The following is a 13580-nucleotide window of genomic DNA, read 5'->3' as shown; positions in this document are numbered from 1 at the left end:
GGGAACTCCGGGGGCTCGGGTTACCAAGGTGGAGCGAGCCCGGCACGTGCTTGATCGTGCCGGGTCATCTCATGCCCGAAGAGGGCGTGACCCGTCCTGTTCCCGGCCCCGGAGGTCTTCTTCATGTCCGCGAAGCGCGTCTTTACCCGTCATACCCGTATTGCCGTCGGCGTAACCACCCTCGGTGCGGTGCTGGCCCTCGGGGCCGGTACGACCGCCGCGTTCGCCGACACCACGCAGACGGCCCTCGCCGGTACCGCCGAGCTGGTCTCCCAGCAGGCTGCCGCCCAGGCCAAGGCCGTCTCCGCTGCGAAGAAGGGCGTGTGGGACAAGCCGGTCGAGAAGTACACGCTGTCCGCCACCTTCGGCCGGGGCGGCAGCATGTGGTCCCACAAGCACTCCGGCCAGGACTTCGCCGTCCCCGTCGGCACCCCGGTCCAGTCGGTCGGCGCCGGCACCGTCGTGAAGGCCGGCCCCAACGGCGGCGGCGACGGCCCGGCCTACGGCAACGCCATCGTGATCAGGCACGCGAACAACACGTACTCCCAGTACGCGCACCTCTCGCGCATCCAGGTCAAGATCGGCCAGAAGGTCTCCAAGGACAAGCAGATCGCCCTGTCCGGCAACACCGGGAACTCCAGCGGCCCGCACCTGCACTTCGAGATCCGCACCACCCCGAACTACGGCTCGGCCGTCAACCCGATCGCCTTCCTGCGCAAGGCCGGCGTCAGCCTCTGACGGACGTGCGCGTCCGGGGTCCCGTCCGGGGTCCCACCCGCGGCCCCGGCCGCGGGGATCAGAACAGCAGCCAGGAGCCGGTCGGCTTGACCGAGGACAGCTTGTTCTGACGGACGGCGTCGACCTGGGTCGGCGACAGCTCCGCTCCGAAGGTGCGCAGGCTGTCCATGGCGCCGTTCCAGGCGCCGGTCCAGTTGCCCTCGTGGCGGGACCGGCCCAGCTGGAGCGGGCCCGGGGCGCTGAAGACGCCCGTGACCTGCGCCTCGGACCTCTTCTTGCCGTTCACGTACAGGGTGATCGTCTTCTTGGCGTCGTCGTAGGTCCCCGTCAGCGTCGTCATGGTCTTCTCCATCTTGAGACCCTCGGCGACGACGGTCTGGGCGGTGGAGTCCGCGCCCTGCTCGCCCGTCTGCACCCGGAAGATCCAGGCGGGCTTCCCGTTGACCTCGTCCGAGCCCAGCTCGAAGGCGAAGGTCCTGTCGTTGCCCTGGCTGACGGCTATCTGGCGGCCCTTCGGGGAGCGGTTCCAGATGCGGGCCGAGACGGTGAAGCTCTTGGACGTGTCCACGATGCGCTTCTCGGACTCGGCGTACGACTTCTCGTTGCCCTTGGTCCGCAGCTCGTAGTGCTTGTCGATCGCGAAGACGCCGGCTTCGGCGCTCATCTTCAGGTGCGCCTTGCCGCCGTGGTCCCGGATCAGGGACGGGTCGCTGGCCACCGTCGGGGACTTGTCGACCGGGGCCTTGCTCTTGGAGCCGCTCGGCTCGGGGGAGACGGACGCGGTCACCACCGGGCCCTCCTGCGCGACCTCCTCGCCCCCGTCGTCGCCACCGAGCAGCAGAAACGTTCCGCCGCCGGCGAGCAGCAGCAGCGCGGTCACCGCGCCGCCCACCGCCCAGATCCGCTTCCTGCGCCGCTCCGCCGCCGAGCGGTCGGCCAGCGCCTCCCAGTCCGGCTGTCCCGACTGCCGGGGCACGAACGGCGCCGGCTGCGCCGCCCCGGCCGGCGGCCACGGCTCGCCCGGGCCGCCCGGGGTCCCGCCCGGGAACTGCTGGTAGCCGCCCTGCTGGTAGGGGTTCGGCTGGACCGGCGCCCCGCCCGGGTCCGGCTGGTACGGATTCGGCAGGACCGGGGCCTGACCCGGGTCCTGCTGGTACGGGTTCGGCTCCCCCTGCCCCGCCGGGTAGCCGTAGCCCCCGCCGGGGGCCGGCGGCGCTCCGGCCGGGGGGCCGAACCCCTCGGGCTCGGGCCGCACGGGCCGGCCGGGCGGATAGCCGTAGCCGCCGCCCGCCGCGGGCGGTCCCGGCGGGAACCCGTAGCCGCCGCTCCCCGGGGCGGGCTGCTCGGGCTGCGGGTTGCTCGGGGGATTCGTACCGTCGGTCATGCCACGGATGCTAGGTCACGCCCCCGCCGGACGTGCGGCCCGGTGCCGATCCGGTGCCGATCCGGCGCCTCCGGAGCGGTGACCTGGCAGGCCCGTCGGGTCGCCGGACCCTCCCGGCCGCATTCCCACGGGCCGTCCCGTCATTCCCGTCGGGCCCACGACGCCGGCTACGGCACCCCGCGGCGTTGTCGGAACGCCCGGATGCGCCCAGTACGGGGGCATCCCTGCGCCTCGCGATGCACCGCATCCGACGCCGTGCGCCGACCCACCAGGACAACCCTCAGGGGAGCCGGACCACGGGGAAGCTGCCCGTCGCCGTCGGCGCGTGCTCCGGCAGCCAGAGCACCGCCACCGCGCCCGCCGCCGCCCCCTCGCGGTCGGAGCCTCCCGGAGCGGCCACGTTGCGGAAGGTCAGCCGGGCGCCCAGCACCCGCGCCTGCCCCTCCGCGATCGTCAGCCCCAGCCCGTGCCCCACGCCCGCACGGTCCGTGGACCCGGTCCGGAAGCGGCTCGGCCCCTCGCGCAGCAGCGCCTCGGGGAAGCCGGGCCCGTGGTCGCGGACCCGGACGACCCGCCCCTCGACGTCCACCTGGACCGGCGGGCGGCCGTAGCGGGCCGCGTTGGCCAGCAGGTTCCCCAGGATTCGCTCCAGCCGCCGCGGGTCGGTGCTGACGACCTCGTCCGCCACGACCCGTACCGTCGCCTCCGGCATCAGCGCCCGCACCCGCCGGCTCACGAACTCGCCCAGCGCCACGTCCTGGAGCTCGGCCCGCTCGGACGCGCTGTCCAGCCGGGCCACCTCCAGCACGTCCTCCACCAGCGCCCGCATCGCCTGCGCCCGGTCGCGCACCAGCTCGGTCGGCCGTCCCGGGGGCAGTAGCTCCGCCGCCGTCAGCAGGCCCGTCACCGGGGTCCGCAGCTCGTGCGCGATGTCCGCCGTCACCCGCCGTTCGGCCTCCAGCCGCTGCTGGAGGGCGTCCGCCATGGCGTCCACGGCCCGCGCGAGGTCGTCCGTCTCGTCGCGCACGACGCCCCCGACCGCGTCGCGCACCCGCACCCCCGGGTCCCCGTGCGCCACCCGCTGCGCGGCGGCCGCGGCCTTGCGCAGCCGGCGGGAGATCTGACCGCCGATGAGCACGCCGAGGGCGGCCCCGGCGCTCACGACGCCGAGCGAGCCGACGACCAGGGCGCGGTCCAGATCCCGCACCATGTTGGCGCTCTCCCGGAACTGGGTGTGCAGCGACAGCACCTGCCCGTTCCCCAGCGGCACCGCCGCCCACACCTCGGGGGCGCCCTTGTGCGTCTCCTGGACGTACGTGCCGCGCCGCCCGGAGCGCGCCTTCTCGCGCAGCTCGGCGGGCAGCTCCGGGTCGTTGAGCTTGGCGCCCATCGGCGGCTTGCGCCCGGCCTCGGCGACGCGGGCCATGAACTGCACCCGGTCCAGCTGCGTCTCGCGGGCGCTCTCCAGCATCGACACCCGGGCAGCACTGTGCACCACCAGGCTCAGCGCGAGCACGGTGAGGGCGCCGACGGCGGCGATGGCGAGGGTGATCTTCCAGCGGATTCCCGTGCGGAGGGTGAAGCGCCTCATGCCCCGGGCGCCTCAGGCCTTCAGCTTGTATCCGAAGCCCCGGACCGTTTCGATCCGGTCCTGGCCGATCTTGGTCCGCAGCCGCTGTACGTGGACGTCGACCACGCGGGTGTCGCCGCCCCAGTCGTAGTCCCAGACCCGCTCCAGCAGGCGGTCGCGCGACAGCACCGTGCCGGGTGCGGAGGAGAACTCCAGCAGCAGCCGCATCTCGGTCGGCGTCAGCGCCACCGCGGCTCCTGCCCTGCGGACCTCCATGCCCTCGGTGTCCACCTCCAGGTCTCCGAAGGAGAGCACCCCGCGCTCCCCGGCCGGGTCCTCGCCGGACTGTCCCGCCCCGCCGTTCTGCGGACCGCCGGCGTGGCCGAAGCGGCGCAGCACGGCGCGGATCCGGGCGACCAGCACGGAGCCGTCGAAGGGCTTGGTGACGTAGTCGTCGGCGCCCGCCTCCAGGCCCAGCACCACGTCGATGGAGTCGGCGCGCGCCGACAGCATGATCACGGGGACGGTGGACTCGTCGCGGATGCGGCGGCACAGGCTCACGCCGTCCATGCCGGGGACCATCACGTCGAGCAGGGCGATGTCGGGGCGGTCGGCCCGGAAGGACTCCAGGCCGGAGAGGCCGTCGGGCATGGCGGTGACCACGAACCCGTCGCGTTCCAGCGCCAGGGTCGTGGCCTCACGGATCACGTCGTCGTCCTCGACGAACAGGACATGGGTCTCGGCCATGCGGGAGCCTCGCCTCGGTTCTTCTCTGTACGCGTTCTGCGGTGGTCGGGTGGTCGGTTGGCCGGGGGCGGGCCGGGGGTCCGGCGCGTCAGTTCCTCGGAGTGGACACCGGAGCGGGCTGGCCCCCGTCGTCCACGTTGCTGTACTCCGAGTGGACCCGGTCGTGCTCCACGAACTTCTCCCCGTCCCAGCGGTACGTGATCACGTCCTCGCCCGACGGGTAGGCGAGCGCGTCGCTCTTCTCGTAGACCTGCTTCGTGACCACCAGGTCGCCCCGGTCGATCACCGCGTAGACGGGCGGCTGCTCGTCCGAGAACACATTCTCGTACTTCCCGCCGTCCGCGCGGTACACGAAGGAGCCGCGGCCCAGGGCGTCCGCACAGGACAGCACATTGACGACGATGTCCACGGCGGGACTCCCGGTCACCCGCCCGTAGCTCACGTCGACGGGGTACTCCTTGCCCGTGCAGGGCTTCAGGTCGCGCTTGGTCTCCCGGCCGACCTTCGGGTCGGCCATCAGCAGCGCCACCGGGTCCACCTTCACGGCCGGGCTGCCGGAGACGGCCGTGGAGGCCGAGGGGGCGGCCGTGGGCGCGGCCGGGGCGGTCTTGGCCGCGGTGTCGGTCCGGGCGGGACCGCCGTCGCGCAGCCCGGTTCCGCCGGTGGCGCAGCCGACCGCGAACACGGCGGTGCCGACGAGGACGACCATCCCCGCCGACATCAGCACCAGCGAACTCCCACTGCTCAGACCTTGGCCGTTCAGGCCGCGCACCGCTCACGCCCCTCGTACCGGATGGTGTGGTCGCCGCGTTCCAGTGCGCGCATGTCCAGGTCCCGGCTCTCCAACTCCTGCCGGAGGCGGGCCAGTGCGCGGTGCAGGGTGCTCTTCACGGTTCCCGCCGACATTCCGAGCGCCGCGGCCGTCTCCTCGGTGCTCATCTGCTCCCAGTGTCGCAGCACGACCACGCTGCGCTGCTTGGGCGCGAGCACCGTGAGGATGTCCATCAGCAGGGCGCGGTCGGCGCGCTGGTCGGAGCCGTCCTCGACCGAGGCGTCGGGGAGCTGCTCGGTGGGGACCTCTTCGAGCTTGCGGGCGCGCCACCACTCGGTACGGGTGTTGATCATGACGCGGCGGAGGTAGGCGTCGGCCAGGGACTTGTCGGCGATGCCGTCCCAGCGGCCGTAGGTGCGGACGAGGGCCGTCTGGAGGAGGTCCTGGGCGTCCGTGGGGTCCGGGACCAGGCGCCGGGCACTGCGCAGCAGGGCGTCCTGCCGGGTGCGTACGTACTCTTCGAATTCGAGTACCTCGCCGTGCGCCATCTCAGACCGCCTCCGTTCCGTCCCACCGCTCAACACCGGCTTACGGACTCGAAGGTACGGAGGGGTTGTCACGGGGCTGTGCGGGCCAGCCTTCGGTGGGCGCACGGACACCCATAGGTTGTGTAACAGCCCGCGTGAGCTGGGGTTTCCCGGCCCGAAGCGGAATCTGAGAGTCAGCTCCGGGCCGGTGCCGGTCAGGTGAGCGGGAGCCGGTAGAAGCCACCCGCGAGCGGTTCCACGAGGCCGTCGGAGACCAGGCCGTCCAGGGCGCGGGCGCGCTGCACCGGCTCGTCCCAGACGGTGTCGAGCACCGCCTGCGGAACGGCCCCCACCGCCTCCCGGAGCACCGCGAGGAGCCTGCCCCGGACCTGCCGGTCCGTCCCCGCGTACGTCTGCCCGCGCCGCGGCGGCCCGTCGTGCGCGGGCTTGCCGGCCAGCCGCCACGCGCACAGCCCGGCCACCGGGCAGCGCCCGCACTCCGGGCTCTTTGCGGTGCACACCAGCGCGCCGAGCTCCATCGAGGCGGCAGCCCAGCGGGCCGCGGTCTCCTCGTCCTGCGGCAGCAGGGCCCGGGCCAGGCGACGTTCGGCCGCGGTGGTGGCGTTCGGCGGGTACTCGACTCCGGTGGCGGTGCGCGCGAAGACCCGCCGGACGTTGGTGTCCAGTACGGCGTGCCGCTGCCCGTACGCGAAGGAGGCGACGGCCGCCGCCGTGTACTCCCCGATCCCGGGCAGCGCGAGGAGCTGGGCGTGGTCCCGCGGTACGTCGCCGCCGTGGCGTTCCGTTATCGCCAGGGCCGCGCCGTGCAGCCGCAGGGCGCGGCGGGGGTAGCCGAGCCGCCCCCAGGCCCGTACGGCCTCTCCGGGGGCGTCGGCGGCCAGGTCGGCGGGCCGGGGCCAGCGGGCGAGCCACTGCTCGTAGACCGGCAGGACCCGGCTGACGGGGGTCTGCTGGAGCATGAACTCGCTGACCATGACCCCCCAGGGGCCGGCCTCGGGGCGGCGCCAGGGCAGGTCGCGGGCGTGCTCGTCGAACCACGCGATCACGGGTTCGTGCAGCGCGTGGGAGACGGCGGGGGACTCGGGGAGGGAAGGGGGGGATGCAGTCATGGCAGACGGCATCCTGACACGTTTCCCCGCTACCGTGCCGGGCCCGGACCGGTGAACCAGACAGCGGCGCGGACGCCGCTCGCCCGCATGGCCGCCGTGATCCTACTGATCGGACCGGTCAGGGCGAGGACGACGAGCGCGGCCACCGCGCCGCCCAGCAGCAGGCCGACGGCCACGTCGTGCGGGTAGTGCACGCCGACGTAGACGCGGGAGAAGGCCATCAGCAGCGCGAGCGGCACCGCCAGCAGCGCGAGCCCCCGCACGGCCAGGGCGAGCGCGACGGCGGCGCCGCCGGCTATCGCCGCGTGGTTGCTGGGGAAGGACCAGTCCCCGACGGGCGGGCACGGGAGGAGGGAGGGCGCGGCCCCCACGACGGCGCGGCACGGCCGCTCCTCGTCCACGACGGACTTCAGGGACTCGGAGACGACGTACGCGACGGCGGTGGCCGGCGGCGCGAGGACGGCGAGGGCTACTGCGCGCGGGCTGCGGCGGCCGCGCGAGCGCCACCAGACGGCCGTGAAGAGCAGGCCGAAGAAGAGGAGTCCGTACTCCGTCCAGACCTCGAAGGACGACTGGACCCACGGGGGCGTGGAGTGGGCGAAGTCGGTGATGTCGCGGTAGAGGCCGGAGCTGTCCATGGTCACCGACAGTACTGAACGGAAATGGCCCTCCATGTCACACCCTTGGCCGATTCTCGGCGCTCCCGAGGGGTCCCGCAGGCTGATCATCGGCAAAACAAGCCCGTCACACGGCATGGGGGGCGCTGATCGGAGCGCGGACTCTCGTAAAGTTCCGTCCGTGGGATCTCTGCGCAATCCGGTCGGGCCGCTCCCCTCCTCCATCTACTGGCGACGGAGGGCCGTGCTGGCGTCCGTTGCCGCGCTCCTCGCGATTCTCGCCGTATGGGCCGTCAGCTCCGGCGGGGAACGGTCGAGTACGAACGGAAAGGGCCAGGGCCGCCCCGGCACGATCACGATCACCCCGGGCCCCTCGGGCACCGGGCCGGCGATCAGTCAGGCCCCGGGCGGCCGGGCGGAGTCGGGCGGCGGCGGCACGACCGGGTCCGACGGCGGCGGTTCCTCCGGCACCGGCAAGAACGGCGAACCGGGCGGGACGGCCGGCGCCGCGGGCAGCTCCGGCGCGGGCGCCGCGGGAGCAGGCGGCAGCGGCGGCAGCGGCGGCAGCGGCGGCGGTCCGGCGCAGGTCCCGGCGGACTCCGCGCTGCCCACCTGCGCGGCCGGGGCGCTCCAGTGGGAGGTGAAGAGCGTGAAGAACGAGTACGAGGCGAACGAGAAGCCGCGTCTCGAACTGATCGCCCGCAACGTCTCCGGAACCACCTGCAAGGTCGATCTCGGCCCCAGGCAGGCGGTCCTGACCATCCTTCAGGGGCGCGACAGCAAGGCGGTCTGGTCCTCGGCGGACTGCCCGCCGGGCGCCGGCAACGTCTTCTTCCGCATCCCCGCGCAGGGCGAGACGAAGCAATCCCTGGAATGGGACCGCAGGTTCAGCGCCCCGAACCAGTGCCAGACGCCCCCGGCGGGCAGCGCCGCCGCGGACACCTACGTGGTGGAGCTCAAGGCACCCGGGATGCCGGTGGCCAACACCTCGTTCGTCCTGAAGCAGGACTGACCGGCCCGGCCCCGCCGGTCCGGGCGCGGTCCGGGCCGGCGCGGCAGGGGGCCGGGCGTGCGCGGCGGCGGTCCGGGCGACCTAGACGTAGCGTTCCAGGATGGACGATTCGGCAAGACGGGACAGGCCCTCGCGGACGCTGCGCGCCCGCGCCTCGCCCACCCCGTCCACCGTCTGGAGGTCGTCCACGCTGGCGGCGAGCAGCTTCTGCAGCCCGCCGAAGTGCTCCACCAGCCGCTCGATGATGGCCCCCGGCAGCCTCGGCACCTTCGCCAGCAGCCGGTAGCCGCGCGGGGACACCGCCGAGTCCAGCGTCTCCGGTGACCCGGTGTACCCCAAGGCCTTCGCCACGATCGCCAGTTCCAGCAGCTCCGGGTGGGTCAGCGCGTCCAGCGCAGGCAGCGCCTCGTCCACCGTGCGGGAACGCTTCGCCGTCGGCTCCGGCACGTAGTCCCGGATGACCAGCTCCCGCTCCTGCTCGATCCCGACCGTCAGCTCGTCCAGCTGGAGGGAGAGCAGCCGCCCGTCCGTGCCCAGTTCGACCACGTACTCGGCGATCTCCGTCGCGATCCGCCGCACCATTTCGAGCCGCTGGGCGACCGCCGTCACGTCACGGACCGTGACCAGGTCCTCGATCTCCAGGGCCGACAGCGTCCCGGCGACCTCGTCGAGGCGCAGCTTGTACCGCTCCAGCGTGGCCAGCGCCTGGTTCGCCCGCGACAGGATCGCGCCGGACTCCTCCAGGACCCGCCGCTCCCCGTCCACATACAGCGCGATCAGCCGCATCGACTGGGACACCGACACGACGGGGAACCCGCACTGCTTCGAGACCCGGTCGGCCGTGCGGTGGCGGGTGCCCGTCTCCTCCGTGTGGATCGACGCGTCCGGGACCAGCTGCACGCCGGCCCGCAGGATCTTGGTGATGTCCTTGTCGAGGATGAGGGCGCCGTCGAGCTTGCACAGCTCGCGCAGCCGGGTGGCGGTGAACTCCACGTCCAGCACGAAGCCGCCGGTGCACATCGCCTCGACGCTCTTGTCCATGCCGAGGACGATGAGCCCGCCGGTGTTGCCGCGGACGATCCGTTCCAGCCCGTCACGCAGGGGCTGACCAGGTGCGACCGCGCTCAGCGAGGCACGCATCATGGCCTCCGCCTTGGAGCTCGCGACCGACTTCCCGGATGCTGCTGCCCCGTCCTTGGCTGCCACTGCACTCCTCCGGTCGCGGGTTGCGCCGCCTGCGTACAGCCGGGCGGACCAGCACAAAGTCTACCGGCGCGCGCTGCGGCCCCGCCGTGGCTTGGTCAGGTACGCCCTTCGGGAGGTCTGCGCGGACCCTCCGGCACGTCCTCTGACCAGGGCAACCGCCCCGCCGAAGCGGACTGCGCGCTACCGCTCGGCGGCGCGCGGGGACCCGCGGCGGGGCCCGGCCGGTGCTGGGGGGACGGCCGGTGTCCGGGGGGACGGCCGGTGCTCGGCGGCTCCCTCCGCCACGCGCGGCCCCGCCGCTACTCGGCGGCCCGCTCCTTGGCCGGCGTACGGGACCGCCCGCGCGGCAGCACCCGCAGCGCGTCCCCCATGTCGGCCACCTCGATGACCTTCATGCCGGCCGGGACCTTCCCCGGATCGGCCGGCACCAGGGCGTGCGTGAAGCCGAGCCGGTGGGCCTCGGCGAGCCGGCGCTGCACGCCCGTCACCCGCCGCACCTCGCCGGCCAGGCCGACCTCCCCGATGGCGACGAGGTTCTTCGGGAGCGGCACGTCGCTGGCGGCCGAGGCGAGGGCCAGCGCGATCGCCAGGTCGGCCGCGGGCTCGGTCAGTTTCACCCCGCCCACGGTGGCGGAGTAGATGTCGCGCTTGCCGAGCGCGGTGATCCGGCCGCGCTGCTCCAGCACCGCCAGCATCATCGACACCCGCGAGGTCTCCAGGCCCGAGGTGGTGCGCCGCGGGGAGGGGATCTGCGAGTCGACGGTCAGCGCCTGCACCTCGGCGACCAGCGGGCGCTTGCCCTCCAGGGTCACGGTCAGACAGGTGCCCGGCACGGCCTCGGCGCGGCGGGTCAGGAACAGCCCGCTCGGGTCGGCGAGCCCGGTGATCCCCTCGTCGTGCAGCTCGAAGCAGCCCACCTCGTCGGTGGCCCCGTACCGGTTCTTGATGCCGCGCACGAGCCGCAGCCGGGCGTGCCGGTCGCCCTCGAAGCTCAGCACCACGTCCACGAGGTGTTCGAGCAGGCGGGGGCCGGCGATGGCCCCGTCCTTGGTCACGTGGCCGACGAGGAGGGTGGACATGCCCCGCTCCTTGGAGGCCCGGATCAGCGCTCCGGCCACCTCGCGCACCTGGGCCATGCCGCCGGGCGCCCCGTCGATCTCGGGGGAGGCGACGGTCTGCACGGAGTCCAGGACGAGGAGGGAGGGCTTCACGGCGTCGAGGTGGCCGAGCACCGCCGACAGGTCCGTCTCGGCGGCCAGGTAGAGGTGGTCGCTGAGCGCGTGGATCCGGTCGGCCCGCAGCCGCACCTGGCTCGCGCTCTCCTCACCGGTGACGTACAGGGTGCGGTGGTCGCCGCTGGCGGCCTTCGCCGCCACGTCCAGCAGCAGCGTCGACTTCCCTACGCCGGGCTCGCCGGCGAGCAGCACCACGGCGCCGGGCACGAGCCCGCCGCCGAGGACGCGGTCCAGCTCGTCCACGCCGGTGCTCCGCGCGGCGGCCGTCCGGCCGTCGACCTGCGCGATCGGCACCGCGGCCGTGGAGACCCGGCCGGCGGCGGTGGTCCGTACGGCGGGCGCGCCCATCTCCTCGACGGTGCCCCACGCCTGGCACTCGGGACACCGTCCGAGCCACTTCGCGGTGGTCCAGCCGCACTCGGTACAGCGGTAGGACGGCCGGTCCTTGGCGGATGAACGAGCGGTGCGGGCAGCCATGCGCCCCACCGTAGCCGCCGCCACCGACAGCCCCGGGCCGCGGTCCCGCCCGCCCGCGCCCGGGGGCCCCCGCGGCAGCGGCCTCCCCCTTCGGCGGCGGCCGGCCGGCGCCCCCGCCACCGCCCGCCCGCCGGACCCCGCGGCGCAGGCGTCAGGACCTCCGTCAGCGCACCGCCGATCTGTTCACCCGTAAGGGCTAAAACCGGTGAAGGCTTCCGGGGCACCGGCCGTGCGCCGCCTACGGTCGCGACGTGAACAGCAGCAACCAGGCACACCCCTCACCGCGCACCGGCGCACACCGGGCGCACGGGCGCACGCCTCCAGAGGGAGCCGGGGACCTCGGCACCGCCGGGGCGTCCGGGAGCCCGGGCGGTGCCACGGACTCCGACGACCGCACTGCCGGCTCCGCCGCGGAGCAGCCGCCGCAGCCGCCCCCCTTCCGGCACGAGCCCTACCTCGACGGCCTGTTCACGTACTGCCTGTCGGTGCTGTGCGACCACGACACCGCCACCGACGTGCTGGGCGACGTCCTCGCGGTCGCCGAGCGGCACCCGGGCCGCTGCCCGGACGAGGGCGACCGGCGGGCCTGGCTGTACGCCCTCGCCCGCTGGGGCTGCCTGCGCCGTCTCGGCGAGCAGCGGCGCATCCGCCAGGGAGCGCACTGCGCCCGGCGCGCGCCGGAGCACCGCGGTGGCGGCCACGCGCCGGGTGACGGACGCCCCGTCCCGGACGGGGAGCGACTCCCGGACGGGGAGCGACTCGCGGACGGGGAGCGGCTCCCGGACGGCCGGCGCGTCCTCGACGTGAGCGCGTACCGCCGCACCGAACTGGCCCGGCTCGCCTGGCCCGAGGCCGCCGGGACCACGCCCGAGCAGCGCGAGGCCCTCGAACTCGCGGTCCGTCACCGCCTGGGCGTCCCCGAACTCGCCGCCGTCCTCGGCACGCCCCCCGCCGCCGCCCGGGAGCTGCTGTCCGGGGCCGCCTGTGAGGTCGAACGCACCCGGACCGCCCTCGCCGTCGTGGAGAGCGCCGGCTGCCCCGGCGTCTCCCGGCTCACCGGGGACGGCCAGGTCCTGCTGTCCACCACCCTGCGCGCCGAGCTCGTCCGCCACGTCGACGACTGCCCGCGCTGCCGCCGGGTCGCCGAACGCGTCGGCGCGGGCGACCCCTGGCCCGGCTCCGGCGGCATCGCCACCGCCGCGCTCCCGCTCGTCCCCGCCCCGCGCACCGCCGTCCACGCCGCGATGCTCCGCTCCGGCCGCCGCCGCCGGGGCGGCGGCCCCGGCCCGCGCTTCGACCGCACGGGCTTCCCGATGGACCCCAAGGACCGCGCCGCCCGGCGCGAGCGGATGCGCACCCGCGCGGTGACCACCACCGTGGTCGCCACCGTCGTGGCGGCGCCGGTGCTGGCCCTGTGGGCGGCGTACCGCGGCGCGCCCAGCACCGGGGAACCGGCCGGCGGCGATTCCACCCGCATCTCCGCGAGCGGGTCCGAGCTGCCGCCACTGGGCCCCGAGGGCATCCCGCTCACCGCCTACGAGAACGCCGGCAACGCCGCCACCACCAGCGGCGGCCCCGGTTTCGCCGCGGGCAGCGCCGACCCGGACGTCCTCGTCGAGGTGATCAGCACGGGGCCCCCGGCCGCCCCCGGCGCGGACCGCCCCGGCGCTCCCGGCCGGCTCGCCGTGGACGCGTACTCCCGCGGCTCCACCACCTTGCTCACCCTCACCGCGTCCGGCGGCGGGCCGGTGGACTGGCAGCTCTGGTCCGATGCCCCCTGGCTGCGCGCGAGCCGGACCGCGGGCACGCTGGCCCCAGGAGAATCGGTCACCCTGCGGATCACCGTGGACTCCTCCGCGCAGCCCTTCGGTGCCTGGACGGCCCGGGTCGGCGTGGACCCGGGCGGCGCCGTGGTCTCCATCCGGGGCCGCGGCCGCCCGGTACCGGCCGATCCCGATCCGACGGCGCCCGCGAGCCCGCCGCCCCCGTCCGCCGATCCGACGCCGCCGCCGGCCACCCCGACGCCGACGCCCGCGCCGACGGAACCGACGATCCCGCCGCCGTCACCCACTCCCACCCCGGAGCCGGAGCCGACGCAGGGGCCGGGAGGGACGGCTGCCCCGTCCCCGGCCGACACCACGGCGCCGACCGGGTCCTGAGAGCGC

At 74.6% G+C, this 13580-nt stretch carries 12 protein-coding genes; 3 read left to right on the top strand and 9 right to left on the bottom strand.

The genetic code is table 11. From position 1 onward, the window contains the following. Positions 1–123: 123 nt before the first annotated feature. Positions 124–738: a M23 family metallopeptidase gene (locus ACFWU6_RS11745; RefSeq protein ID WP_383980611.1), complete on the top strand. Its 615-nt coding sequence runs from the start codon at positions 124–126 to the stop codon at positions 736–738. A gap of 58 nt (positions 739–796) precedes the next feature. Here the strand turns inward: ACFWU6_RS11745 and ACFWU6_RS11740 are convergent, their stop codons facing one another. The 7 genes from ACFWU6_RS11740 to ACFWU6_RS11710 all read right to left on the bottom strand — a co-directional run bounded on the left by ACFWU6_RS11740 (position 797) and on the right by ACFWU6_RS11710 (position 7506). Continuing rightward, on the bottom strand, positions 797–2122 hold the full coding sequence (locus ACFWU6_RS11740; RefSeq protein ID WP_383980609.1) for a LamG domain-containing protein: 1326 nt from the start codon (positions 2120–2122) through the stop codon (positions 797–799). A 280-nt stretch (positions 2123–2402) separates the two neighbouring features. After that, on the bottom strand, positions 2403–3713 hold the full coding sequence (gene cseC / locus ACFWU6_RS11735; protein ID WP_383809746.1) for a two-component system sensor histidine kinase CseC: 1311 nt from the start codon (positions 3711–3713) through the stop codon (positions 2403–2405). Between the two features lie 12 nt (positions 3714–3725). Beyond that, positions 3726–4439 (bottom strand): two-component system response regulator CseB, encoded by a 714-nt coding sequence (gene cseB, locus ACFWU6_RS11730; RefSeq protein ID WP_383809748.1) that lies wholly within the window; start codon positions 4437–4439, stop codon positions 3726–3728. A gap of 88 nt (positions 4440–4527) precedes the next feature. Beyond that, entirely contained in the window at positions 4528–5211 is a 684-nt protein-coding gene (locus ACFWU6_RS11725) for a hypothetical protein (protein ID WP_383809750.1), read from the bottom strand. After that, positions 5199–5759, bottom strand: a complete 561-nt coding sequence (locus ACFWU6_RS11720) for a SigE family RNA polymerase sigma factor (protein ID WP_383809753.1) — start codon at positions 5757–5759, stop codon at positions 5199–5201. Before ACFWU6_RS11720 ends, ACFWU6_RS11725 begins: the two co-directional genes overlap by 13 nt. Before the next feature lie 194 nt (positions 5760–5953). Further along, the gene (locus tag ACFWU6_RS11715) at positions 5954–6868 is read right to left on the bottom strand and encodes an A/G-specific adenine glycosylase (protein WP_383809756.1); all 915 of its coding nucleotides are present in this window, start codon (positions 6866–6868) and stop codon (positions 5954–5956) included. A 29-nt stretch (positions 6869–6897) separates the two neighbouring features. Continuing rightward, positions 6898–7506 (bottom strand): phosphatase PAP2 family protein, encoded by a 609-nt coding sequence (locus ACFWU6_RS11710; protein WP_383809758.1) that lies wholly within the window; start codon positions 7504–7506, stop codon positions 6898–6900. A 160-nt stretch (positions 7507–7666) separates the two neighbouring features. Here ACFWU6_RS11710 and ACFWU6_RS11705 point away from each other — a divergent pair, with 160 nt between their 5' ends. Next, on the top strand, positions 7667–8497 hold the full coding sequence (locus ACFWU6_RS11705; RefSeq protein WP_383980607.1) for a hypothetical protein: 831 nt from the start codon (positions 7667–7669) through the stop codon (positions 8495–8497). An 81-nt stretch (positions 8498–8578) separates the two neighbouring features. Here the strand turns inward: ACFWU6_RS11705 and disA are convergent, their stop codons facing one another. Then, on the bottom strand, positions 8579–9703 hold the full coding sequence (gene disA, locus ACFWU6_RS11700) for a DNA integrity scanning diadenylate cyclase DisA (protein ID WP_383809764.1): 1125 nt from the start codon (positions 9701–9703) through the stop codon (positions 8579–8581). 299 nt (positions 9704–10002) lie between these two features. Next, positions 10003–11415: a DNA repair protein RadA gene (gene radA / locus ACFWU6_RS11695; RefSeq protein ID WP_383980605.1), complete on the bottom strand. Its 1413-nt coding sequence runs from the start codon at positions 11413–11415 to the stop codon at positions 10003–10005. 251 nt (positions 11416–11666) lie between these two features. On the opposite strand from radA, the gene ACFWU6_RS11690 reads away from it, so the two are divergent. Further along, the gene (locus ACFWU6_RS11690; RefSeq protein WP_383980603.1) at positions 11667–13574 is read left to right on the top strand and encodes a hypothetical protein; all 1908 of its coding nucleotides are present in this window, start codon (positions 11667–11669) and stop codon (positions 13572–13574) included. Positions 13575–13580 lie beyond the last annotated feature (6 nt).

This window comes from Streptomyces sp. NPDC058674, assembly GCF_042716505.1.
In the GTDB taxonomy this organism is placed as follows: domain Bacteria; phylum Actinomycetota; class Actinomycetes; order Streptomycetales; family Streptomycetaceae; genus Streptomyces.
The sequence above is the reverse complement of the archived record's forward strand: the minus strand, read 5'-3'. Positions and strand labels throughout refer to the sequence as shown.

Bases quoted from the DNA above. Each gene is read 5' to 3' on its own strand.
- ACFWU6_RS11720 (WP_383809753.1), bottom strand. From the start codon at position 5,759: ATGGCGCACGGCGAGGTACTCGAATTCGAAGAGTACGTACGCACCCGG.
- ACFWU6_RS11715 (WP_383809756.1), bottom strand. From the start codon at position 6,868: ATGACTGCATCCCCCCCTTCCCTCCCCGAGTCCCCCGCCGTCTCCCAC.
- radA (WP_383980605.1), bottom strand. From the start codon at position 11,415: ATGGCTGCCCGCACCGCTCGTTCATCCGCCAAGGACCGGCCGTCCTAC.
- cseB (WP_383809748.1), bottom strand. From the start codon at position 4,439: ATGGCCGAGACCCATGTCCTGTTCGTCGAGGACGACGACGTGATCCGT.
- cseC (WP_383809746.1), bottom strand. From the start codon at position 3,713: ATGAGGCGCTTCACCCTCCGCACGGGAATCCGCTGGAAGATCACCCTC.
- ACFWU6_RS11745 (WP_383980611.1), top strand. From the start codon at position 124: ATGTCCGCGAAGCGCGTCTTTACCCGTCATACCCGTATTGCCGTCGGC.
- ACFWU6_RS11740 (WP_383980609.1), bottom strand. From the start codon at position 2,122: ATGACCGACGGTACGAATCCCCCGAGCAACCCGCAGCCCGAGCAGCCC.
- ACFWU6_RS11710 (WP_383809758.1), bottom strand. From the start codon at position 7,506: ATGGACAGCTCCGGCCTCTACCGCGACATCACCGACTTCGCCCACTCC.